The sequence below is a fragment of the Enterococcus sp. DIV0213h genome, assembly GCF_051711285.1.
GTDB lineage: Bacteria > Bacillota > Bacilli > Lactobacillales > Enterococcaceae > Enterococcus_D > Enterococcus_D casseliflavus.
Window position 1 is genome coordinate 137,069 of sequence record NZ_JBIOMH010000001.1, and the last position, 23,352, is coordinate 160,420.

General features: G+C 45.8%; 18 protein-coding genes. 13 read left to right on the top strand and 5 right to left on the bottom strand.

The annotated features are described in order from the left end of the window. Positions 1–2 precede the first annotated feature (2 nt). The 9 genes from fliD to IGI77_RS00705 all read left to right on the top strand — a co-directional run bounded on the left by fliD (position 3) and on the right by IGI77_RS00705 (position 12,534). Positions 3–1,424, top strand: a complete 1,422-nt coding sequence (fliD, locus tag IGI77_RS00665; RefSeq protein WP_438770482.1) for a flagellar filament capping protein FliD — start codon at positions 3–5, stop codon at positions 1,422–1,424. 74 nt (positions 1,425–1,498) lie between these two features. Next, the gene (locus IGI77_RS00670; RefSeq protein WP_005232745.1) at positions 1,499–1,828 is read left to right on the top strand and encodes a hypothetical protein; all 330 of its coding nucleotides are present in this window, start codon (positions 1,499–1,501) and stop codon (positions 1,826–1,828) included. 13 nt (positions 1,829–1,841) lie between these two features. Then, the gene (fliS, locus tag IGI77_RS00675; RefSeq protein ID WP_438769205.1) at positions 1,842–2,216 is read left to right on the top strand and encodes a flagellar export chaperone FliS; all 375 of its coding nucleotides are present in this window, start codon (positions 1,842–1,844) and stop codon (positions 2,214–2,216) included. Between the two features lie 159 nt (positions 2,217–2,375). Further along, positions 2,376–4,127: a hypothetical protein gene (locus IGI77_RS00680; protein WP_438769207.1), complete on the top strand. Its 1,752-nt coding sequence runs from the start codon at positions 2,376–2,378 to the stop codon at positions 4,125–4,127. A gap of 166 nt (positions 4,128–4,293) precedes the next feature. Further along, positions 4,294–4,734: a MarR family winged helix-turn-helix transcriptional regulator gene (locus tag IGI77_RS00685; protein ID WP_010748552.1), complete on the top strand. Its 441-nt coding sequence runs from the start codon at positions 4,294–4,296 to the stop codon at positions 4,732–4,734. Further along, positions 4,731–6,473, top strand: coding sequence for an ABC transporter ATP-binding protein (locus IGI77_RS00690; protein ID WP_159161145.1), 1,743 nt, complete (start codon positions 4,731–4,733; stop codon positions 6,471–6,473). The genes IGI77_RS00685 and IGI77_RS00690 overlap by 4 nt, the downstream gene beginning before the upstream one ends. Then, the gene (locus IGI77_RS00695) at positions 6,439–8,205 is read left to right on the top strand and encodes an ABC transporter ATP-binding protein (protein ID WP_438769210.1); all 1,767 of its coding nucleotides are present in this window, start codon (positions 6,439–6,441) and stop codon (positions 8,203–8,205) included. The genes IGI77_RS00690 and IGI77_RS00695 overlap by 35 nt, the downstream gene beginning before the upstream one ends. A gap of 167 nt (positions 8,206–8,372) precedes the next feature. Further along, entirely contained in the window at positions 8,373–9,809 is a 1,437-nt protein-coding gene (locus IGI77_RS00700) for a glycoside hydrolase family 1 protein (RefSeq protein WP_438769212.1), read from the top strand. A gap of 262 nt (positions 9,810–10,071) precedes the next feature. Beyond that, positions 10,072–12,534, top strand: a complete 2,463-nt coding sequence (locus IGI77_RS00705) for a heavy metal translocating P-type ATPase (protein ID WP_218212455.1) — start codon at positions 10,072–10,074, stop codon at positions 12,532–12,534. 73 nt (positions 12,535–12,607) lie between these two features. Here the strand turns inward: IGI77_RS00705 and IGI77_RS00710 are convergent, their stop codons facing one another. After that, a complete protein-coding gene (locus IGI77_RS00710) occupies positions 12,608–13,324 on the bottom strand; it encodes a GntR family transcriptional regulator (RefSeq protein WP_005226669.1) in 717 nt (238 codons plus the stop codon). A gap of 108 nt (positions 13,325–13,432) precedes the next feature. Then, positions 13,433–14,704 (bottom strand): PTS cellobiose transporter subunit IIC, encoded by a 1,272-nt coding sequence (gene celB, locus IGI77_RS00715; RefSeq protein ID WP_005226670.1) that lies wholly within the window; start codon positions 14,702–14,704, stop codon positions 13,433–13,435. Positions 14,705–14,863: 159 nt separating this feature from the next. On the opposite strand from celB, the gene IGI77_RS00720 reads away from it, so the two are divergent. The 3 genes from IGI77_RS00720 (at position 14,864) to IGI77_RS00730 (ending at position 18,712) form a co-directional block, all read left to right on the top strand. Continuing rightward, positions 14,864–16,252, top strand: a complete 1,389-nt coding sequence (locus IGI77_RS00720) for a glycoside hydrolase family 1 protein (RefSeq protein ID WP_375847458.1) — start codon at positions 14,864–14,866, stop codon at positions 16,250–16,252. A 247-nt stretch (positions 16,253–16,499) separates the two neighbouring features. After that, on the top strand, positions 16,500–17,780 hold the full coding sequence (locus IGI77_RS00725; protein ID WP_005232725.1) for a PTS sugar transporter subunit IIC: 1,281 nt from the start codon (positions 16,500–16,502) through the stop codon (positions 17,778–17,780). Between the two features lie 191 nt (positions 17,781–17,971). Further along, a complete protein-coding gene (locus IGI77_RS00730) occupies positions 17,972–18,712 on the top strand; it encodes a GntR family transcriptional regulator (protein WP_008376546.1) in 741 nt (246 codons plus the stop codon). A gap of 74 nt (positions 18,713–18,786) precedes the next feature. Here the strand turns inward: IGI77_RS00730 and uvrC are convergent, their stop codons facing one another. Both uvrC and IGI77_RS00740 read right to left on the bottom strand, forming a co-directional pair. Further along, a complete protein-coding gene (uvrC, locus tag IGI77_RS00735; protein ID WP_005226686.1) occupies positions 18,787–20,577 on the bottom strand; it encodes an excinuclease ABC subunit UvrC in 1,791 nt (596 codons plus the stop codon). Positions 20,578–20,808: 231 nt separating this feature from the next. Continuing rightward, positions 20,809–21,660: a LysR family transcriptional regulator gene (locus IGI77_RS00740; protein ID WP_142965130.1), complete on the bottom strand. Its 852-nt coding sequence runs from the start codon at positions 21,658–21,660 to the stop codon at positions 20,809–20,811. A gap of 65 nt (positions 21,661–21,725) precedes the next feature. Between IGI77_RS00740 and IGI77_RS00745 the strand changes: the two genes are divergently transcribed. Then, positions 21,726–22,748, top strand: coding sequence for a YeiH family protein (locus IGI77_RS00745; RefSeq protein WP_060791641.1), 1,023 nt, complete (start codon positions 21,726–21,728; stop codon positions 22,746–22,748). On the opposite strand, the gene IGI77_RS00750 is transcribed toward IGI77_RS00745, so the two are convergent. Next, positions 22,674–23,231, bottom strand: coding sequence for a GNAT family N-acetyltransferase (locus IGI77_RS00750; RefSeq protein ID WP_438752675.1), 558 nt, complete (start codon positions 23,229–23,231; stop codon positions 22,674–22,676). The two genes, IGI77_RS00745 and IGI77_RS00750, sit on opposite strands and share 75 nt — an antisense overlap. Between the last annotated feature and the right edge of the window lie 121 nt (positions 23,232–23,352).

The following is a 23,352-nucleotide window of genomic DNA, read 5'->3' on the forward strand; positions in this document are numbered from 1 at the left end:
ACATGGCAAGTGTAACCAGCAGTTCAGGAATCAGTACAACGCTAGGGAGTTATTCTGGCGTGACTTCAGAAGATATTGAAAAATTATTGGCGGCAGATGCGATCAACAAGACCCGCGCTGAGAATAAAATCACGTCGCTTAAAGCACAAAAAACGGCGTGGAGTGATATCAGCACTCGCTTGACTAACTTTTTGTCAAAAGTCGATGCATTACAAAAAGATGATGCTTATCAAACGAAAAAAGCGACGACCACCAATAACAGCATCGCTTCAATTGCAGGAACAACGGAAGCTCCAGAAGGCACCTATGATCTAAAAGTCAACCAACTAGCAACAGCCACGAAGGTGACGGGGAGTCAAGTAGCTCAAAGCAGCAAAACGGCCCTAAATGTCAGTGGTCAGCTGTCATTGACCAGTTCGGAAGTCGATGAAGATGGCAAACCGATCACCGCTTCGATCGAGATCACGGCCGAAGACAGCTTAAAAGATGTGGCAGCCAAGATCAATAGCCAAAGCAAGTCGACTTTCGTCGCGGCGAGCATCGTGGATAACCGTTTGATTTTAACGAACACCAAAATGGGCGACAAAAATTTCTTGATCGACGGCAATGCTGCCGAAGGGTTAGGGATCGGTTCAACTGCGACAACGACGCAAGGCCAACCGGCTATTTTTGAGCTAGACGGCATGAAGATCACTCGCGACAGCAACAGTGTGACGGATGTTATCGATGGTGTCACGCTGACGTTAGCGAAAAAAAGCGAGGAGCATGTGACGCTTTCTTTAGCCAATGATACCTCGAAAGTCGTTGATGCAGTGCAAGGATTAGTGGATCAATACAATAGCTTGATGAGTTTTATCGGCGACAATTTGACCGTGGGAGATCCTAGTAGTGAAAACAACAAGACGGGGACCTTGGTGGGAGACAGTGCGTTGACTCGTCTACAGACCCAATTGCGAAATTTGATCACCATTCCAGCCGTCAGCGGCTCAAAGCTGACCGCCAATAAGCTAGGCATCTCCACCGTTGATAATGATGGTACATTGGGACTGGATACGACAAAGTTAAAAGAAGCCTTAGCGGAAGATCCCGCTGCTGTGAAGTCTTTCTTTTATGCAAGTACGAAAACCAAAGAAGCTGATGGCACTGCGAGCACGAAAGAGACTGGCTATACACTAGCCCTAAAAGAATTAGCCAACAGCTATGTCGTCAATACTTCAGCCAATAAAGGGATCATTGCCACCAAATCTGCGACCTATGACAGTACCATCAAGGATTTAAACAAGCAGATCACACGGTTTGATGATATTTTGGCAATGAAAAAAGAGCGTTACATCACAATGTTTACCAAGTTAGACTCCGTGATGATGGAGGCTGAAAATCAGCTGAGCTACCTAAGCAATCAGTTTGCCAATACGTCAAACTAGGCAGGATAGCCGATTAAAGCAGTCATTTTTTCATTCGCATAAGAAACCCTCGTCAACATGAAAGGAAACAACCTATGGAGCCACACGTATCATTAGATGAACGTTTGAATCAGATTTTAACTGGTTTTGCCCAATGGCGCGGCGACAGCGAAGAAGCCAGTCGTTTGATGGCAGCCAATGCAGCGGTCATAGCAGCCATGCAAGCAGAAGCACAGAGCCATAGTCCACAAACCAGTGCATTGGCGCAACAAGTGATCCAAGCGTATCAAGCGTTCTTAGACCAGGTCAAAGCCCAGCAGCAAGAGATCAAACAAGAATTGGGGCGTTTGAACCGCAAAAACAATCTTGTCAAAACGTATTTGCAGCAAGAAGACAGTGCCGCCTTCGTCGAATTTGATTTATAGTGAGGAAAAAAAGATGAATTATCAAAAAATGCAAAACAACTATTTGCAGAACCAAGTAATGAGTGCTTCCCCCAACAAACTGATTGAAATGCTGTTGCAAGCAGCGATCAAAAATATCAAATTAGCAGTGATCGCATTGGAAAAAGAAGATTTGAGCCAAGCTCATCAGCAATTTGTCAAGGCGCAGAATATTTTATTGGAATTACGGGTCTCTTTAGACCGTGAGCAAGGCGGCGCTATCGCTGAAGATCTCGATTCTCTGTATGGCTATATGTACGATCAGCTAGTCAGTGCCAATGTCCAAAAAGAGGCAGCCCCTGCAGAAACGGTCGTCCCACTTTTAAGCGAACTACTGGAAAGCTGGCAAACGATCACCCAACAAATTTGAGAAAAAGCACAGAAACGACCACCTAAAACCTAGAAAAGTTTAGTAATTGGTTAAATTTTTACCATGTATCCCTTTTCACTAAGCTTTCTTTTTCCCCTCCTCGTCCCTATCTGGTACTCTTTTTATGAGCGTACCGAAAAGGTGCAAGGAGGTTTTTTTTTGAAACAAAAAATAGTACAAAAGCCGCTTTTCTGGCAAGTGGTGATTCTGATTGCAATGAGTGGTGTTTTTTTATTGCCGCAGATCTTAGGCCAAGGCATGATTTTGGGCTCTGATGTGGTCTTTCACTTCAATCGTTTTTATGAGACCAGCCAGCAGATCAAAGAGGGCAATTTTCAATATTTTCTTTCTATCTACGGGTTTCAGCAATCTGCTCGTATCGTCAATGCATTATACGGGCCCTTTTTTGCCTATTTCCAAGGATTGCTGGTCTTGCTGAGTCCTTCGTGGTTTTCCTACCAGCTGCTCGCCAACGGGCTGCTCTATTTGTTAGCAGGGTTTTCGATGTTTGGCTTATTAAAGAAATTACGAGTCAATGGTTGGCTGTCAGTGGGGATGAGCGTCCTGTTTATGGCGACCTATTCTGTCCAGTATTGGATTGAGCGACAGGGCTTTTCTGCTTGGGGGGCGGCTGTGCTGCCGCTGTGCCTGATTCCACTGATCGCACTAGGGGAACATAAACGGTTACGGCCTTTTGCGGTAGGGGTTTCCGTGGCGGTCTTATTTCAAATCCATGTGTTTTCAAGCATCTTGTTAGTGTTCTTATACGTGCCCTTTTTCTTACGCGCCTTTTTTGTTGGGACTTCTGGCGAAGAAAAACGACAATTGGTGCTGCGCTTAGCAGGAGCGATCGGGATCTTCTTGCTACTGACCGCCAATATTTGGTTAGGGATGTTGGATCTTTATACGAGTAACACGTTGATCGCGCCTTTTGTGAATCGCAACATGCAGAACAATACCATTACTGGAACCAGCAGCTATTGGTGGACGACTCCGTACCTGCTGCCCATCTTATGTGCTTTGTTCTTTTGTGGTGCGATCCGTGTGTGGCCACGTCTATCTGGCGGCTTCAAATTAATGACGGCAGCTGCAGCAGTCTTTTTCGTTTTATCATCGAACGCTGTTCCTTGGCAATGGCTAGGCAGTCTGGACAATGGTGTAATCAATTTACTGCAATTTCCTTTTCGGTTCTTTGTTCCTGCCACGATTTTGATCTTAGTCGGTTTGTGCCTGCTAGTTCCTTATTATCGGGGCAAGCCATTGGCAAATCCGCGTTGGTTTGTCCTCGTTTTAGTCTTGAGTGTTGGTCAAATCCTGATCCAAAACACGGTCAAAATGCAGGACTGGCACTCCGATGAAGCTGCGGTTTCACTGCGAAACCACACCTATCTGTCCGCGGAATCTGAAGCGCAATTGAAGGAAGCCTATTTTAGTAAAGACAAGTCCTTAGCATTAGCGCTGTATCAACGTTCTACCCCAGATTATCTGCCCCTCTATCAAGAGACCAAGAAGAACAAATACAATTTGTACGGAGAAGAAATCATTGAAAAGAATGATACCGTGGCAAAAACCGTAGAAAACGGGAAGCTTACTTTACGTTGGCAAGGTGATCAAGAGACGTGGAAGGCGTTACCGATCATCAATTACCGATATACTGAATTGATCCTCAATCAGCAGCCACTAACTGAAAAAGATGTCTCTTTGAGTGCCATTGGTGCCGTTTCTGTCCAACAGCAAGCAGGGGAGAATGTCTTAGTCGTTGATTACGACGCGCCTTGGTTTTTCGACGGAGCTTTATGGCTGACGATCGTTTCTTGGCTCGCTTTACTCATCGGCTTTATCAGCTGGAAAACAAGACAGCTGTACCGTCGTCGTAAGGTCGTACAAGCTTTATTGAAAGAATCTGAATAAAATGAATCAGAAAAGAACTTCAGCGAGAGGGCTGAAGTTCTTTTTTTGCTGATCAACAACAGTGTACCTGTTGCTTTTCGTCAGAAACAATAATCGTTGCGCACGCAACGATTATTCCTTATAATAGATTAGACACTTTGAAGAACTAAGAAAGGCAGGAGTGCTCATGGAAGCCATTATCCGCTCAATCAATCATATTGCCCGTCTCGCCACCCTTTATCGGGAAAAAGAACTGAAAAAATTTGGTTTAGGCGGGATGCATCATACCTATATCTTAAACATTTGCCGCCAACCGGGGATCAGTCAAGAAGCCTTAGCCAAGAAGATTTTTGTGAATAAAAGCAATGTTGCCCGTCAACTAGCAATCCTAGAAGAACGAGGATTTGTCACTAGAACCAGCAGTCCCACCGACAAACGACAATTACTGGTTTATCCAACCGAAAAAGCACTCGCCGTCCAACCAGCGATCCAGCAGCTGCTTCAAAGCTGGAATGAACAAGTCGTAGCAGGTTTTTCTGCTGCCCAACAGCAGCAGTTGATCGCCGATCTGGAAATCGTCAAAGAAAATTCCCAGCGGCTTTTAGCGAAAGATGAGGCGATGGAATGAATCTTTTGACTCAATATTTAAAACCCTATATCGGCCGCATCTCCCTTGGCGTCAGTATCAAATTCTTCGGCTCCCTGATGGACTTGCTATTGCCTTGGATTTTGGCGTACATCATCGATTCTGTGATCCCCACGAAGCAGGTATCTGCGATTTTTGCTTGGGGTGGGGCGATGGTGGTCTGCTCCATCATCGCAGTCGTCACCAATATCATCGCCAATCGGATGGCCTCCAGTGTTGCTCGCGATACCACTGGTAGTATACGCCATGATTTATTTGAAAAAGTTTCCTATCTGTCGATTCCGCAAGTCGAAGAAGTCGGGATCCCTTCTTTGGTGTCTCGTTTGACGACAGACACTTACAACATCCATCAAACGGTAGGCATGATCCAACGGATGGGGATTCGTGCCCCGATTCTGTTATTAGGGGGGATCATGATCACTGCCACATTAGATCCCGTGTTGACGCTGGTCTTAGTAGGCGTCTTGCCCTTCACTTTAGTGGCGGCAGTCACGATCTCGAAACGGGGGATCCCCTTGTTTGCTTCATTACAAAAGCAAGTGGATGTGTTGGTGCGAACTGTCCGTGAAAATGTGACTGGGGCTCGGGTGATCAAGGCCTTGTCCAAAGCAGATTACGAGAAAAAGCGCTTTGACCACGTCAACCAAGACGTAGTAGCTGCGGAAACTACCGCTAATCGAACGATGGCTGCGACACCACCCCTGATGGACCTATTTTTGAATATCGGACTGACGCTAGTGATCGTCGTCAGTGCCTTTCGCGTCAATCAAGGATTGACCCAACCAGGCGTCATCATCGCCTTTTTGACTTATTTTACGATCATTTTGAATGCCATGCTCAGTATCACGCGCATCTTTGTGATCGTGTCGAAGGGGCTGGCTTCTGCCGATCGGATCCAATCCGTCTTGCGCCTGCCGCAAAATATGCAAGTCATTGAGGCGCCTGTCAAAGAAGAGTCTGCGCATATCGTTTTTGAAAAAGTTTCCTTCACCTATCCTAACGGTACCCAGGTGCTGAAAGACATCGATTTTTCCTTGCAGCCGGGAGAAACTTTAGGGATCATCGGTGCGACTGGTAGTGGAAAATCAACGATCGTCAAACTACTGCTGCGGCTCTATGACCCAACGAAGGGCATGATTCGCATCGCTGGTCGCGACATTCGCTCCATCGATCCGACGGAGCTGCATCAGTTATTCGGTGTCGTCTTACAAAAAGACGTGCTTTTTGCGGAAACGATCGAAGAAAATATCGCTTTTGGTCGGCGGTTTTCTAAAGAACAGATCGAAGAAGCGGCGGCTCGCGCCCAAGCCAAGGAGTTTATCAATCAACTACCCAAGCGCTTAGCTCATCCACTGCATGCTAAAGGCAGCAATTTAAGCGGGGGTCAAAAGCAGCGGGTCTTGTTATCGCGGGCCTTGGCGGGGGATCCAGAGATTTTGATTTTGGATGATTCTGCCAGTGCGCTGGATTATCGGACCGACGCTCAGTTGCGCAAGGTCCTGAGACAGCAGTTTCAACAGACGACGACGGTCTTGATCGCGCAGCGGATCAGCTCGATCCAGCATGCCGACAAAATTTTGGTACTGGAAAACGGGCAAATGAACGGCTTTGGCAGTCACCAAGAATTACTAGCAGAAAATGCGATCTACCAAGCCATTTATCAAGGTCAGACAGGAGGTACCGACGATGCCGAAGAAAAAAACGGAAAAACCGCAGGATAGTAAGAAAACACTACGGCGTTTGTGGGGCTATCTCTACGAGTACAAAGGTCTCCTGCTGGCAGCCGCTGTATTGATGATGGCCAGCAACATTTTCGCCTTGGTGGGACCGTTGCTTTCAGGGTACGCCATTGATGCCATTCAACCGGGTCCCGGCAAGGTCATTTTTGACCGAGTCTTCTTTTATTGTGGGCTGATGCTGCTGTTTTATCTTGCGTCTTCCCTTCTTAGTTATCTGATTTCGCTCATGATGATCCGCTTGAGTCAGCGGGTGGTGGCAGCGATGCGCAAGGCGATTTTTGATAAAATCACCGAACTGCCGGTTGGGTATTTTGACCGAGTCGCCACTGGGGATATCATCAGCCGCATCAGTTATGATGTCGATACCATCAATACGTCATTGGCCAGCGATGCCATTCAAGTCCTCAGCAGTCTTGTGACGATCATTGGTTCGTTTGTGATGATGGTTTTGATTTCGCCGCTGCTGGTGCTGATTTTTGTCGTAACGGTTCCCGCTTCGATCTTTTTGACCCGCTTTTTGATGAGCAAATTTCAACCATTGTTTCGCCGTCGTTCTCGCAAATTAGGCGAACTGAACGGCTTTGTGGAAGAGATTATTTCTGGTCAGCAAACGATCAAGCTGTATAACCAAGAAGAAGCGATCATCAGCCGTTTTGACGAAAAAAACCAAGAAGCGGTGGATGCCTATTACAATGCTGAGTACTACGGCAGTATGACTGGTCCTTCCATCAACTTTATCAACAATCTGTCGTTGTCCTTGATCAGTATGTTTGGCGCTTTGCTGTTTTTGTTCGGTCATCTGACATTAGGGAATGTTTCTTCCTTTGTTCTTTACTCCAGAAAATTCTCAGGACCAATCAATGAGTTAGCCAACATCTTCAGCGATTTGCAATCAGCATTGGCGGCGGCAGAACGGATCTTCCGTTTGCTGGATGAAGAACCTGAAGTTTCTGATGTTCCTGGAGCCTACGAATACCACGAGGTGTCTGGTGATGTCGCCTTTGACCATGTGACCTTCGGCTATCAAGCACAGCAACCCATCATCAAAGACCTTTCGCTACAAGTACCAGCTGGCAGCTTGGTCGCGATCGTCGGACCGACGGGAGCGGGGAAAACCACCATCGTGAACCTCTTGATGCGGTTTTATGACCCTGACCAAGGAGCGATTCGGTTAGACGGTAAAAATATCCGCCAAGCGACACGCCGCAGCTTACGGCAAAGCTATGCGATGGTGCTGCAAGATACCTGGTTGTTCACGGGAACGGTTTTCGACAATTTGGCCTACGGCAAGGCGAATGCGACGTTGGCAGAAGTCCAAGCTGCTGCACAAGCCGCCCATATCCATGACTTTATTATGAGCCTGCCAAAAGGCTATGATACTTTGATCTCTGAAGACGGAACCGGTATCTCACAAGGGCAAAAACAGCTGTTGACGATTGCACGAGCAATGCTGTTGGATGCCGATCTGTTGATTCTTGATGAAGCCACATCGAATGTCGACACGCAAACAGAGCTGTTGATCCAAGCAGCGATGACCAAATTGATGAAAAGCAAAACCTCCTTTGTGATCGCCCATCGCTTGTCCACGATTCGACATGCCGATACGATCCTCGTGGTGGAACAGGGGAATATCGTAGAGCAAGGGACCCACGAAGAGTTATTAGCCAAAGAGGGGCGTTACGCCACACTCTATCAGGCACAATTTGATGCATGATCCATAGCTAGTCCACATCCTTGCAAGGAGAACGCCACTGCTTGCAAGGATGTTTTTTGCGTGCCATCGACTTTCTTGGCATAGGTACAAAATCTTCTTATGACAAATCAGGCAATTATCGGTATACTTAAGAAAGGGGTATCATCAAACAGAAAGAAGGGAAACAATTGGATCATAAACAACTAAAAGAATTCCCCAATGATTTTTTATGGGGTTCAGCATCAGCAGCCTATCAAGTAGAAGGCGCATGGCAAGAAGACGGCAAAGGCGCTTCGGTTTGGGACGATTTTGTCCGCATTCCCGGAAAAACCTTTAAAGCAACTAACGGAGATGTCGCGGTCGACCATTACCACCGCTTCAAAGAAGATGTTGCCTTGATGAAAGAACAAGGATTGAAAACCTATCGTTTTTCCATTGCTTGGACACGGATTTTTCCAGAAGGACGAGGAGAAGTCAATCAAGCAGGGTTAGACTTTTATTTAGCATTGATCGATGAACTGATAAAAGCAGGGATCGAACCGATGGTGACCTTGTACCATTGGGATCTGCCACGAGCTTTGCAAGAAGAATACGGTGGCTGGGAATCTCGCAAAATCATTGAAGATTTCACCAACTATGCAGCTGTATTGTTTGAAGCCTTTCGCGGCAAAGTCCACTATTGGGTCAGCTTGAATGAACAAAATATCTTTACTTCGTTAGGCTATCTTTTAGCTGCCCATCCACCAGGAGTGACCGATCCTAAACGGATGTATGAAGTCAATCATATCGCTAACTTGGCGAATGCTTCGGTGATCAACAAGTTCCATGAGATGAAAATCCCAGGGAAAATCGGACCAAGTTTCGCCTACTCACCAAACTACCCAATCAACAGCGACCCGAAAAATATTTTGGCAGCTGAAAACGCGGAAGACTTGATGGCGCATTATTGGTTAGACGTCTATCTATGGGGCGAATACCCGATTGCGGCAATGAATTACTTGAAAGAGCAAGGGATCGCACCAACGATCGAACCAGGAGATATGGACTTGCTGCGTTCAGCAAAACCAGATTTCTTAGGGATCAACTATTACCAAACAGCAACAAATGCCTACAATCCATTAGATGGTGTCGGTGCGGGGAAAATGAACACCACTGGGAAAAAAGGCAGCTCCGAAGAAACCGGGACACCAGGAATGTTCAAAAAAGCCGAAAATCCATTTGTGGAACGGACGAATTGGGATTGGGAGATCGATCCTCAAGGGCTGCGGATCGCTTTACGACGAATCACTAGCCGTTATCGGGTGCCTGTGATCATTACGGAAAACGGACTTGGTGAATACGACAAACTAACCGACAATCATCAAATCCATGACCAATACCGCATCGATTATTTAGCAGGGCATGTCCATGCCATCAAAGAAGCGATCAGCGACGGCGCGGAAGTTCTTGGCTATTGCACCTGGTCCTTCACTGATTTGCTAAGCTGGTTGAACGGCTACCAAAAACGCTATGGCTTTGTCTATGTCGACCAAGATGAAACGCAAGAAGGATCTTTGGCACGCTACAAGAAAGACAGCTTCTACTGGTACCAAGAGCTGATCAAAACCAACGGGCAAGAGTGCTAGCCTCCTAAAACCAATACCTGAATAAGCGAAACGACCCCTGCAACGGCAGTGATCGTTTCTTAGAAAAAAGTACGTTCCACCGGTAGCGATCGCCCAAAGGTAGACCAAAAGTCTCGCGTTTTGGGCCGCTTCAAAGGAGAACGTCCTTTTTTTGAGTATTATCGTTGACAAGTGTAAACGATAATTGTAAAGTAGAAGAAGATTACAACTGTAAACATAAAAGGTTAATGGGTTTGCATAGCAAGCAAGGAGGAAGGAAACAATGATCGAAAAGAATTATGGGGTAAAAGGGATGACCTGTGCGTCTTGTTCCCAGACCGTCGAAAAAACAGTCAGCAAGCTGGCGGGGGTCGACCAAGCAGCTGTCAATTTGGCTACTGAAAAATTACATATTCGTTATGATGAGCAGCAGCTCACCGAAGAAACACTCGCTGCGGCCATCAAAGCAGCGGGCTATCAACTGATCGGCTCCCAAAGACAAGAGACCTTTGCCATCTCGGGCATGACCTGTGCGTCTTGTGCCCAAACAGTAGAAAAAGCTGTTCGAAAATTAGCGGGTGTGGAGCAAGCCTCCGTCAATCTGGCAACAGAAAAACTGACGGTCAGCTATCAACAAGATCAAGTGACCGCCGCGAAGATCGCAGCTGCCGTGAAAGAGGCGGGCTATGATGCACAGCTGCCGACCGCTTCTGCCGACAAGGTGGATTCAAAACAGGCAGAGATTCGTGCTTTATGGCAACGGTTTTGGCTTTCAGCGCTCTTTACGATCCCCTTGTTCTATTTGACGATGGGGGAAATGATCGGTTTGCCGATCCCTGGCTTTTTAGATCCGATGGCCTATCCAGTCAATTTCGTTACCACTCAATTGCTTTTGGTCTTACCGGTGATGGTCCTCGGTCGCGCCTTTTACATTGCTGGTTTCAAAGCGCTTTGGAAAGGCCATCCCAACATGGATTCCCTCGTCGCATTGGGAACCAGTGCTGCCTTCTTTTATAGTATTTATGGAACCGTGATGGTCTACCTGGGCACGACCCACTATGCGATGCACTTGTACTATGAAACGGCCGCCGTTATTTTGGCATTAGTTACTTTAGGAAAATACCTTGAGTCGGTCTCGAAGGGCAAAACCTCCGAAGCCATCAAGAAGTTGTTGGATCTCGCACCGAAAAAAGCCCGCGTGCTTCGTGGCAGCGGGAATCAAGCCGAAGAAGTCGAAGTGGGTATTGAAGAAGTCGCAGCTGGCGATATCTTAGTCGTACGACCTGGTGAGAAGATTCCTGTGGATGGGATCGTTACCCAAGGGCGCTCTGCCATCGATGAATCAATGATCACTGGAGAAAGCTTACCTATCGAAAAACAAGTCGGTGATCGGGTGATCGGCGCCAGCATCAACAAAAACGGCTCCTTTCAATATGAAGCCACCAATGTGGGAGAAGATTCAACGTTAGCGCAAATCATTCAGTTAGTAGAAAATGCCCAAGGCTCCAAAGCGCCGATTGCCCGCATGGCTGACAAAGTTTCGGGTGTGTTTGTCCCGATCGTCATGGTCTTGGCGGTTTTTGCAGGACTTGCCTGGTTTTTCTTAGGACAAGAAACCTGGATCTTCTCATTGACCATTACGATCTCTGTATTAGTGATTGCCTGTCCGTGTGCCTTAGGATTAGCGACACCGACCGCCATCATGGTGGGTGCGGGCAAAGGGGCAGAAAATGGCGTCTTGATCAAAAGCGGCGATGCGTTAGAAACAGCTAGAAATGTGACGACGATCGTTTTTGATAAAACCGGCACGATCACAGAAGGCAAACCAGTCGTAACCGATCTCCTACCTGCAGGCAATCACACGCCGACGGAATTGCTGCAGCTGGCGGCTTCTGTTGAAAAAGGCTCAGAACATCCATTAGGCGAAGCCATTGTGATCGAAGCCCGCACGCAAGCTCTCGCCCTACAAGAAGTTGACGGATTTGAAGCGATCCCAGGGCATGGGATTCAAGGAACGATCGCTGGCAGTCCAGTCCTATTAGGCAACCAGAAATGGTTGGAAAAACAAAACGTTGCCATCGATGGCCTGATCGAGCAAGCCCAACAATTGGCTCACGAAGGGAAAACACCGATGTATGTTGCCAAAGACGGCGAAGCGATCGGGATCATCGCTGTGGCAGATACTATCAAAGAAAGCAGTCGAAAAGCCATTGAACGGTTGCATCAAATGGGCTTGTACGTAGCAATGATCACGGGCGACAATGCCCGAACGGCCCAAGCCATCGCCAAACAAGTCGGTATCGATGAAGTGATCAGTGACGTCTTGCCAGAAGATAAAGCCGCCAAAGTAGCTGGCCTGCAAGCCAAAGGCCAAAAGGTTGCGATGGTAGGTGACGGGATCAATGATGCGCCCGCGTTAGCCCAAGCCGATGTAGGGATCGCGATCGGCTCTGGTACCGATGTCGCCATCGAATCGGCAGACATCGTACTGATGCGCAGCGATCTGATGGACGTCCCATCAGCGATCGAGTTAAGTCGGGCAACCATCAAAAACATCAAAGAAAATCTTTTCTGGGCTTTTGCTTATAACGTCTTAGGCATCCCTGTCGCAATGGGTGTGCTGCATCTTTTCGGTGGCCCCTTGCTCAATCCAATGATCGCTGGGGCGGCCATGAGCTTCAGCTCGGTATCCGTTTTATTAAATGCCTTGCGGCTGAAACGATTCCAACCCTCAGCGAAAAAGTAAACGAAGCAACGAATGCACCAACAAAAAGACCTACCCACGGTTTCTGATGGAAGAAAACCGTGGGCAGGTCTTTTTAGTGCTGGACATCTAAATAAGAGTAGGCCCGCACGTCATAACGGTTGCGACTACGGGAAAATTCGATAGGTGAGCCATTTTTCTGATAGACGATCTGTTCGATCTCTAAGACCGGATCATCGGCTTTACAGTCCAAATACTGTTGATCGTATGCGGTACTTTTATCAGCGGCAATGGTGCGGTAAGCGCCGGCAAACTGGACCCCTAGTTCCTCTTTGACATAACGGTAGATAGAACTTTCTAAATGGCCACGAGTTAAATTGGGCACCAAATGGACGGGCATATAGGTATATTCTAAAATAAACGGTTGGTCTTCAAGAATCCGCAAGCGGACAATACTATAGATCGGCTGTTCTTCCGTTAACATCAACTTTTCTTGGATCGTTTGGTCAGGAAATTCGACTTGAAAATCGATGACCTGACTGACTAGCTTGCGGCCAGCTTTGCCCATTTCCGTTGACAAGCCTTCATAGACCGTTAAAGCAGTGGTGTCTTTTTTTAAGAATGGGTGGTTCAATATTTTTGTTCCAGCGCCCCGCTGAGAATAAACCAGTCCTTCCATGGCTAAAATACCGATGGCTTTTTTGACGGTCATCCGGCTGACTCCGAATTCCTCGACTAAATCAGTTTGATTCGGCAGTAAGCTGTCAGGCGGATACGTTTTGTTTTTGATACGTGTGCGTAAAATATTGGCAATTTCTTGGTATTTTGGCATCTGATCACCTCGCAAGAAGTATAGCTGAAAAAAGCGGTTTCGACAATCAAACCTTGGTTTTTTTATAAAAAGAACGGCTGACTGAAAAAATTCAGCCAGCCGTTGCGCTTAATCGATCGATGGTTCTGCTTGACGATCTAACACACGTAAGAATGGATACCAGATCAAGCCGACGATCACCACGTCAATGACTTGCAGCAAACCACCTAACCAAGAGTTGGTTGCTAAGACACCACTGAAGACCACTGGAACGGTCCAAGGAACAGAAACACCAGTTGGTGCAGGAACAAGTCCAGCCGCCATCACTAAGTAGTTGAAGGTCGTTACCACAAGAGGTGCTACGACCCAAGGAATCAGGATCGTCGCATTCAAGACGATCGGCATACCGAAGATGGCTGGTTCGTTAACGTTAAAGATCCCTGGTGCTAAAGCCAAACGACCCACATCGCGGTATTGTTTTTTCTTCAATACGAAAGCCATCAAGATAACAACGGCTAACGTCATACCAGAACCGCCTAATCCAACAGTAAAGGTTTCCATAAATGGTTTTGTGACGATATGCGGCAGTGCATCCCCATTTTGATACGCTTCTAAGTTGTCTAACATCAATGTATTCCAAATCGGGTCCATCACAGAGTTGACGATGATTTGACCATGTAGACCGAAGAACCAAAGGAATTGAACAAAGAACAAAGCCAATAGAGTTGCTGGCAAGCTGCTGCCTAGTCCAGTCAATGGTTTTTGGATCAATTCATAAACCAGGTCATGCAAGTTGGCATTGAAGACACCCGTCATGATGGCATTGATCACTAAGAATACCGTTAAGGTGATAATTGCTGGAATCAAAGCGGCAAAAGATTTAGAAACTGCTGGTGGTACCCCATCAGGCATTTTGATCTGCCAGCCGCGTTTTGTGATGCGGCAATAGATTTCAGCTGCCAAAAATGCTGCGATCATCCCGATAAACATCCCTTTTGCGCCAAGACGATCAAGAGACAGCACACCGGAGATCGTTTCGCCAGATTCAGTAGTCATAAAGAAAGGAGTCAAGATCAAAAAGCTGGCAAACGAAACGGCACCACCAAAAATCCCTTCCACATCATATGATTTTGATAAATAATAGCCAATACCGAAAGTAACGAAAACAGTCATGATACTCATTGTTGCATTTTGCCCATTGCCAAACAGTGTTCCTAATGTTCCTTTAGTGGCATCACTGAAGAAGGGCAGGTTGTTTAAAACGACCACGATCGATCCAAACATAGTGATTGGGAACGAAAGCATAAACGCGTCCCGCAAGACGGTCAGGTAGCGATTTTGTCCTAAGGCATTCGCCAAGGGCAAAATCTTTTCAGATAACTTGTCCATAAAACCATTCATTATTATTTCACTCCTTAAATTTCTTTTTGCAATCGATTACATTGATAATGTATCATGTTTTATTTTAAATGTCTATACATTTATTTTAAAAAAGATTGATTTTTGTAACTGCTTCCTTTATGATTAGGGCAGCAAAGAAAAAATGAGGAGTGAATGAAGATGGATTATCAATTTCCAGCAGGCTTTTGGTGGGGTTCAGCCGCTAGTGGCCCACAAACAGAAGGTGTATTTGAAGGCGATGGCAAAGGGGCAAGCATCTGGGATTACTGGTATCAGCAAGAACCAGAGAAATTTTTCAATAAGGTAGGTCCTGAAAAAACCTCGCAAGTCTACACACGCTATCAAGAAGATATTCAACTAATGAAAGAAACCGGCCATACGACGTTTCGGACGTCGATCCAATGGAGTCGTCTCTTCCCGCAAGGCAAAGGAGAAGTCAATCAAAAAGCCGTTGATTTTTACAACGCCTACATTGATGAGCTGATCGCCAATGGGATCGAACCTTTCATGAACCTTTACCACTTCGATATGCCGATGGCGCTGCAAGAAAAAGGCGGCTGGTTGAACCGAGAGACCGTGGATGCCTATGTCGCATTTGCGCAAACCTGCTTTACATTATTTGGTGATCGTGTCAAGAAATGGTTCACTCATAATGAACCGATCGTCCCTGTTGAAGGCGGCTATCTTTACCAATTCCATTATCCAAATGAGATCAACATGAAACATGCAGTCCAAGTTGGGTTCCACGAAACGTTGGCGAGTGCTAAAGCCATCAAAGTCTATCATGAGATGAACCTTGATGGGGAGATCGGCATCATCTTGAACTTGACGCCAAGCTATCCAAGAGATGAGAACGATCCAGAGGATGTCAAAGCAGCGCAAATCGCGGATGCCTTCTTTAATCGTTCTTTCTTAGACCCTGCGGTCAAAGGCACGTTCCCAGAAGAATTAGTGACCATCGTCAAGGAATTGGATATGGTACCAGCGATGGAAGCCGATGATTTACAAACGATTCGCGAAAACACGATCGACTTGTTGGGGATCAATTATTACCAACCTCGTCGTATCATGAAGAAAGAATCACCGATCGATGAAGCGAAAAGTCCAATGCCTGATGATTACTTTGATAACTATGATATGCCGAACAAGAAAATGAACCCGTATCGTGGATGGGAAATCTATGAAAAAGGGATCTATGATATTTTGACGAACACGCGAGAAAACTATGGCAATATCAAGTGCTACATTTCTGAAAATGGCATGGGTGTCGAAGGAGAAGAACGTTTCGTCAATGCTGATGGCGTGATCGAAGATGATTACCGCATCGAATTTGTCTCTGACCACTTGAAGTACGTCCACCAAGCGATCCAAGAAGGAACCAATTGTGTTGGCTACCATATGTGGACCTGCATGGACAACTGGTCATGGACCAATGCTTACAAGAACCGTTACGGATTTATCTCCGTTGACTTAGCAAATGATGCTAAACGAACGGTGAAAAAATCAGGTCGTTGGTTTAAAGAAGTTTCAGATAATAACGGCTTTTAATAACAATGAAAAAAGCAATGCTGTAGGAATCAGCATTGCTTTTTTTGTGTAAAATCGCGGATTTCTTCTGGCTAATTTCAAAGGGGGGATTCTATTAAAAAACCACCTGTTTTTGCAAATGATAAGCTGGGTTAAATAAAAGCACAGTTTTGATAAAGAAAAGACTAGACATGGAAACGTTCTCGTGGTATTCTTTAGTAGAAATCGGTTTCATTATTTTGTTTAGGGTTTGAAAGGAGAAAAAACAATGGATAAATTTATTGGATTTATGGAGAAGCACTTTATTCCGATCGCTTCTAAAATAGGCTCTCAAAGACATCTAGTGGCCATTCGTGACGGATTTATCGTAACGATGCCGTTGATGATCTTAGGCTCTTTTGGGGTATTGATCAACAACTTACCAATCCCTGCCTATATTGATTTTATGAATGGCATTTTTGGTGAAGGAACATGGCAAGCCTTTGGGAACAACTTGTCAGCAGGTACTTTTTCAATACTTGGTCTGTTAATCGCTTTCACAGTAGCGTATAATTTAGCTAAAAGCTACAATCAAGACGCATTAGGTGCTGGGGCGATCTCAGTTGCAAGTTTCTTCGCATTAGGTGCTATGGCGACAGGCCCAGATGGTTTGTTAACAGCTGCCGGACTTGGTTCTCAAGGATTATTTTTAGCATTAATCGTATCGATCATTTCTACTGAGATCTTCCGTCGTCTAGCTGGCAACCCACGCTTAGTCATCAACATGCCTGATGGAGTACCACCAGCAGTTTCACGTTCATTTGCTGCATTATTCCCAGCAATGATCACCGTATCGATCTTTGCTTTGTTTACAGCAATTTTCCAAGCATTTGGTGTGACAAGTATCGTATTGTCCTTCTATGAATTGGTGCAACAACCATTCATGGGCTTGGCAAACTCTTACCCAGCTGCTTTGCTATTAGGTTTTATCTCTGCATTCTTATGGTTCTTTGGTTTACATGGTGCCAACATCATCGACCCGTTCATGCAAACGATCAATGTGCCAGCGATCGAAGCAAACGCACGAGCATTAGAAGCAGGAACAGATTTGCCTTATATCGTGAACAAACCATTCTTTGATTCTTTCGTGAACATCGGCGGAACAGGTGCGACACTAGGTCTTTTGATTGCGATCTTTTTAGTTGCTCGTCATCATAAAGCATATATGACTGTCGCAAAACTATCTGTTGCACCAGGTGTGTTTATGATCAATGAACCAGTGATGTTTGGGTTACCAGTTGTCTTAAACCCAATCTTGTTCATCCCATATGTGTTGACCCCACTTGTTTTAGTAACGACTGCTTATTTTGCAACCGCAACTGGCTTAGTTCCTGCAAGTACCGTCATCGCACCATGGACGACGCCACCAATCATCGGCGGTATTTTGTCGACACAAAGTATTGCTGGCGGAATCTTGGCAGCTGTAAACTTGATCTTGTCAATCGTTATCTACTTGCCGTTCGTGAAAATGGCGCAAATTCAAGAAACACGCCGTTTAAAAAATGCGTAATGTCTGATCGAGTCGATTAGAAACAAGCGCCAAACGTAATAGACCTTATCCGGCCGCGATCAGAGTGCAATACCCCTTATCACACTGCTTCATTGGAAGGTGCAGTGGTGTGATGACACTCTTTTCGTTTGGCCGGTTCTTTTATCGTTTTTCAATCAATACAATACAACACACGTTTTGGAGGTGGCAAAATGCCCAAATATATGGAGATCGCAGATGTTCTGCGTAAAAGAATCAAGGACGGAACTTATCCGAAAGACAGTCTTTTACCTTATCAAACAGAGTTAGTGGAAGAGTTTGGCGTCAGCCGAATGACGATTAAAAATGCGGTGAATATCCTGATTATGGAAGGCTTGCTGCTGACAAAGCGCGGCTTAGGGACCAAAGTTTTGAATCATTCCTTTTGGGGCAAAGATACCTCATCGGTGACAGAATACAAAGGCCTGAGCTATCAGATGAAACAAGAAAAACGGACATTGACTAGCCAAGTCATCACCTTTGAAGTCTGTTTTCCTACAACAAGAATTCAAGAGATGCTTCAGATCACTGCCGAACAACCAATCTATCATGTGATCCGTTTGCGGATCTTAGAAGGCAATCCATACATACTCGAGCATTCCTATATGCCGTTGGATCTGGTCAGCGGTTTGACGAAAGAAATCTTGGAAGAATCCGTCTATGACTATCTACTGCAAGATTTAGGCTACAAATTTGCTGGTGCTTATCGGACCTTTCAGGCTGCCAAAAGCGATGAATACGATCAAACCTATTTAGCGTGCCAAGCAGATGACCCAGTATTGGAATTAGAACAGATCATCTATTTAGAATCGGGACGTCCAGTGGACTATTCCTGCAGCCGCAATCGGTATGATGTTCGTGGCTATTCCATGTTAGACATGAAGCCTGACCTGTTACAGCACCGCAAAAAGTAACGGCTTACAAAATGCTTCTTTAACGAAAAAACGCTTCATAGCTACTGTTGGCTATGGAGCGTTTTTGTTTTGACTTAAGAAGTGGGTTGGTTTTGATCGCCTAGTTTGGCTAAGATAGTTTCCGCAACGGCTTTGGGGATGCCAGCTTGCTGGATCTCTTCCACGGAAGCTGCTTGGATGTTTTTTAACGACTTGAAGGTTTTCATCAGCTGTTGCTTGCGTTTTGGTCCTAAGCCAGGAATTTCATCCAGTTTGGAAGAAAAGCTGTTTTTACTGCGCAATTGGCGATGGAAGGTGATCGCAAAACGATGGACCTCATCTTGGATCCGTTGCAGCAAAAAGAATTCCACAGAATTGCGTTCCAGCTGGATCGGATCTAAAAACTCCCCGAAAATCAACTCGCTGGTTTTGTGTTTGTTGTTCTTCACTAAACCGGCAACGGGAATATCTAAACCTAGCTGGTTATACAGCACTTCTTGGGCAGCACCGACTTGGGCTTTCCCACCATCGATGATGATCAGATCAGGAAAAGGCAGGTTTTCTTTTAGGACACGAGAGTATCGGCGGTAGATGACTTCTTGCATAGAGCCATAATCGTCGCCGCCTTGTGCGGTACGGATCTTATATTTCCGATAATCATCTTTAAACGGCTTCCCGTCGACAAAAACCACCATTGCAGACACTGGGTCGGTCCCCATGATGTGGGAGTTATCGAAGGCTTCGATCCGATAAGGTGTCGCGATCCCCATGGCTTCGCCTAGACGATCCACTGCACCGATCGTCCGTTCTTCAGTACGCTCGATCAACGCAAATTTTTGTGCCAAGGCAATGCGGGCATTTTTATTGGCCAAATCGACCAATTTCTTTTTGTCGCCTCGTTGGGGCTGCAGGACTTTGGTTTCCAGCAGCGCTTCTAATGGGGCAGCATCGACATTTTGTGGAACAAAGACTTCTTTGGGAATGAAGTGCTCATTCTTTTGGTAAAACTGGCCGACGAAGGTCAAGAAATCCTCATCCGCTTCATTGTAGAAAGGAAACAAAGAGACTTCCCGTTCGATCAGCTTTCCTTGACGGATAAAGAAGACTTGGACACACATCCAGCCTTTGTCGACACTGTAGCCAAAGACATCACGGTCCATCAGATCTGTCAGAGTCATTTTTTGTCGCGTCATGACGGTATCGATTGCTTGGATCTGATCCCGCAGCTCAGCCGCTCGTTCAAACTCTAACGTTTCAATAGCTTCGCCCATCTTCTCTTTCAGGTCTTTCAAAATATCGACGTGACCGCCGTGGAAAAAGTGTTTGACTTGATCAACGATCTTCTGATAATCCTTGGGATCTACATTGTTGACATAAGGACAGACGCATTGACCCAAATGATAATAAAGACAAGGCCGCTTTTGAGAAGGACCGCATTTTCGCAATGGAAAGAGGCGATCCAGCACCCGTTTGGTTTCATTGGCTGCTCGTGCATCAGGATAAGGGCCAAAATATAAAGCCCCGTCTTTTAAAACTTTACGAGTGATGATCAGACGCGGATAGCGCTCTTTGGTCACTTTAATAAAAGGATACGACTTGTCGTCCTTTAGCATGATATTGTATTTCGGTTTGTTTTTTTGAATCAAATTGATTTCCAGCAATAAGGCTTCCGTATTTGATTCGGTAACGACGTACTCAAAATCATTGATTTCTTGAACGAGCCGTTCGGTTTTCGTATCGTGACTGCCGGTAAAGTACGAACGGACACGATTTTTTAAAATTTTGGCTTTCCCAACATAGATGATTTTGTTATTTTTATCTTTCATTAAATAACAACCGGGTTGGTCAGGAAGCAGCGCTAATTTGTTCTTGATTTGTTCGTTCATTTCAAGATCCTTTCTTACTGGTTTGCTCACGAACTGCAAAAGTAGTCAAAGGGCGGTCTAAGATCCACCGAAAAGGGGAACATTAGAGCCCATAGCCAGTACTCTTCATTTTAGCACAAATTTCTTAAGAAACAATCAAACGGACCAGATCGGCAGCGAGGAAGCGTAATCGTAAGAAAAGGTTAAGAAATCCCACGAGGCGGTGGTTTCCTCCCTTAAAAACAAGTGAATTTATTTGCTTTCTGCTTGCAAGGAATCCTCTTGCGACCACTCCTGAATGAAGGTCCGCAAACCCTCGATGGCTGGTTCTGTGACGGCTTTGCGCTGGATGAGGTAAAATTGCCGCTCAAAATTTTTATCCAGCAGTTGATAGCCAATGCCGTGGGCGGCTCGCTTGGAAAGGATCGAACAGCCGAAGCCTTGTTTCAGTAAAGCGACGATCAATTCATTGCTGGCGATCTCAATGATCGGTCCTTGAATATTTTGTTCCTCTAGATAGCGCTTAGTGTAATAGTAGACACCAGAACTCGCTTCTCGGACGAGCCAAGGACCGACTTGGGGATCACCAGCTAAGACGAGCTGATCTTTCAAAATCGGGAAACGCAAAATACTTGGTGCAGATAAGGGTTTTTCAATGATCCCTAAATCTAGTTGATGTTGCTCAAGCGCTGTTAAGACTTCAGCGGAATTCATCATCGATACCCGAAAACGCACCGTGGGAAAGGCGTTGTATAAAGCAATCATCAAGTCAGGCATCAAGGCCATCGCATAGGTATGAGAGATGCCTAGGGCACAGTGGCTTTGATGCTGCGTGTTGGTATGGATCTCGCTGGCGATCGTCGACCACTCATCCAATAAATTCAGTGCCTTTTCGTAAAGGTACTCTGCTTGGGGCGTGGCGATCACGTTTTTGCGACCATTGCGTAAAAAAAGCGGTGTATCCAGGTCTTGTTCCAACTGCTTGATCTGAGCAGAAACCGTGGGCTGCGAAATAAACAGCAATTCGGCAGCTTTCGAAAAATTTTTCGTTTCATAGACCATCTTGAAGGTCTCCAGTAATTTTAACATTGCAATCCCTTCCATTAGAAAATTCAATCATAACTATTATACCAATAAATCCTACTGATCGGTCAATCTGTGTATAATGGATGTTATATGAAAGGATGAAAGCAATGAAGCAACGACAAACAGCTTTGATACTTCCCGGTTTGTTCCTATCCTTTTCGGTAGCCGTCATCGCCCGAATCATGGCTTTGGCTGTGCCAAAATTAGGGGGAGCAACCCTTGCTATTTTATTAGGAATCATTTTAGGAAATACACTGTTCAAGCAAGAACGCTATCAAGTCGGAACGAAGGTTGCGGAAAGTCGGCTCTTGGAATATTCGGTGGTTTTGCTGGGCTTTACCGTCACTTTCCAGACCATCAGTGAAATGGGCCTTCGGGGCTTTCTCTTTATATTGCTGATGATGAGTTTGGTCATTACCGCTGCTTATTTGATAGGGAAAAAAATGGGCTTTAATCAAAAGATGAGCCTGATGATGGCAGGCGGCAACGCTGTCTGCGGGTCCTCTGCGATTGCGGCGATCGCACCGGCCATTGATGCCGATGATGAAGAAAAAGGGCAGATCATCACCTTGGTCAATCTTTTAGGAACAGTGATGATGCTGACGCTGCCGTTTTTAGGCTTGGCCTTATACGGCGATGATCTGTTGCAAAAAAGCGCCTTACTTGGTGGCACGCTGCAATCCGTCGGACAAGTCGTGGCGGGGGCTAGTTTGATTGATGCCGACACCGTCAAATACGCGATGCTCTTTAAAATCGCGCGCATCATCATGTTGGCAGTCGTCGTCATTGTTTTTGAACGAATGACGACAAAGACCCCCACCAAAACCAAAGCCAAAGGCAAGCTGCGGCTGCCGATCCCTTGGTATGTGTTGGGCTTCTTGACCATCTGTATCTTGAACAGCTTCTTGCCGCTGCCTAGCTGGTTGAATGAGGGCGCTCATTTTATCAGTACGTGGTTTGAAACGACGGCGTTGGCAGCCATCGGTTTGCGCTTGGATTTCCGCAAGTTTTTAAAAGAAGGCCCGCGCTTTTTATTCTATGGTCTTTCCGTTGGCGCCGTCCAAACCGTGGGTGCTGTTGCATTGATTTGGTTGCTGCGGCTCTAGTGTTTTCACATAAAAGCGATCCATCGTGGTATGCTGTGCTGCCAATAGTGGCTGGCACAATGCGCGATAGCCGGCTTTTTGATAGACATGCAAGGCTGCTTTTAGAGAATGATGGGATTCTAAATAGAGTTGCCGATAACCTAGTTCAACAGCTTTGGCCTCGATCTTCGCCAGCAAGGGATAGCTGAGGCGCTGCCCTTTGGCAGCATCACTGAGATAAAATTTTTGCAGCTCGGCGATTTGCCCTTCTGAATCATAAGCGGCAAGACCACCGCCACCCAAAAGGGTACCCGATTCATCGGTGACGACAAAATAATGACGGCTAGCAGGATCTGCTGCATAAAATTCACTTAAGTGATCTAACTCGGGATCAAAATAGGCAGTTCCTGGAACCGCCAACTGGTGGTCGGTCAAGCTTTTGCGAATGATAGCGGCTAAGGGCGCATCATCTTGAGATTGGATCGGACGAAATATCGGCTTCATGCAGTTCCTCCTTAACGTAAAAGTAAATGAATAGCTATAGTGTACCACAGCATTGAGGTAGTGTTTAGTGATGATAAGAAAAGCCATCCTCGCAATGGCGCACCTCTTTAATAAGAAAATC

What these genes read in the sequence shown, in the direction of transcription:
- IGI77_RS00750 (WP_438752675.1), bottom strand. Translation starts at nt 23,231, where the DNA reads ATGAAGCCGATATTTCGTCCGATCCAATCTCAAGATGATGCGCCCTTA.
- IGI77_RS00695 (WP_438769210.1), top strand. Translation starts at nt 6,439, where the DNA reads ATGCCGAAGAAAAAAACGGAAAAACCGCAGGATAGTAAGAAAACACTA.
- IGI77_RS00670 (WP_005232745.1), top strand. Translation starts at nt 1,499, where the DNA reads ATGGAGCCACACGTATCATTAGATGAACGTTTGAATCAGATTTTAACT.
- IGI77_RS00710 (WP_005226669.1), bottom strand. Translation starts at nt 13,324, where the DNA reads ATGCCAAAATACCAAGAAATTGCCAATATTTTACGCACACGTATCAAA.
- IGI77_RS00705 (WP_218212455.1), top strand. Translation starts at nt 10,072, where the DNA reads ATGATCGAAAAGAATTATGGGGTAAAAGGGATGACCTGTGCGTCTTGT.
- IGI77_RS00725 (WP_005232725.1), top strand. Translation starts at nt 16,500, where the DNA reads ATGGATAAATTTATTGGATTTATGGAGAAGCACTTTATTCCGATCGCT.
- IGI77_RS00720 (WP_375847458.1), top strand. Translation starts at nt 14,864, where the DNA reads ATGGATTATCAATTTCCAGCAGGCTTTTGGTGGGGTTCAGCCGCTAGT.
- uvrC (WP_005226686.1), bottom strand. Translation starts at nt 20,577, where the DNA reads ATGAACGAACAAATCAAGAACAAATTAGCGCTGCTTCCTGACCAACCC.
- fliD (WP_438770482.1), top strand. Translation starts at nt 3, where the DNA reads ATGGCAAGTGTAACCAGCAGTTCAGGAATCAGTACAACGCTAGGGAGT.
- IGI77_RS00740 (WP_142965130.1), bottom strand. Translation starts at nt 21,660, where the DNA reads ATGGAAGGGATTGCAATGTTAAAATTACTGGAGACCTTCAAGATGGTC.
- celB (WP_005226670.1), bottom strand. Translation starts at nt 14,704, where the DNA reads ATGAATGGTTTTATGGACAAGTTATCTGAAAAGATTTTGCCCTTGGCG.
- IGI77_RS00690 (WP_159161145.1), top strand. Translation starts at nt 4,731, where the DNA reads ATGAATCTTTTGACTCAATATTTAAAACCCTATATCGGCCGCATCTCC.
- IGI77_RS00745 (WP_060791641.1), top strand. Translation starts at nt 21,726, where the DNA reads ATGTTATATGAAAGGATGAAAGCAATGAAGCAACGACAAACAGCTTTG.
- IGI77_RS00685 (WP_010748552.1), top strand. Translation starts at nt 4,294, where the DNA reads ATGGAAGCCATTATCCGCTCAATCAATCATATTGCCCGTCTCGCCACC.
- fliS (WP_438769205.1), top strand. Translation starts at nt 1,842, where the DNA reads ATGAATTATCAAAAAATGCAAAACAACTATTTGCAGAACCAAGTAATG.
- IGI77_RS00730 (WP_008376546.1), top strand. Translation starts at nt 17,972, where the DNA reads ATGCCCAAATATATGGAGATCGCAGATGTTCTGCGTAAAAGAATCAAG.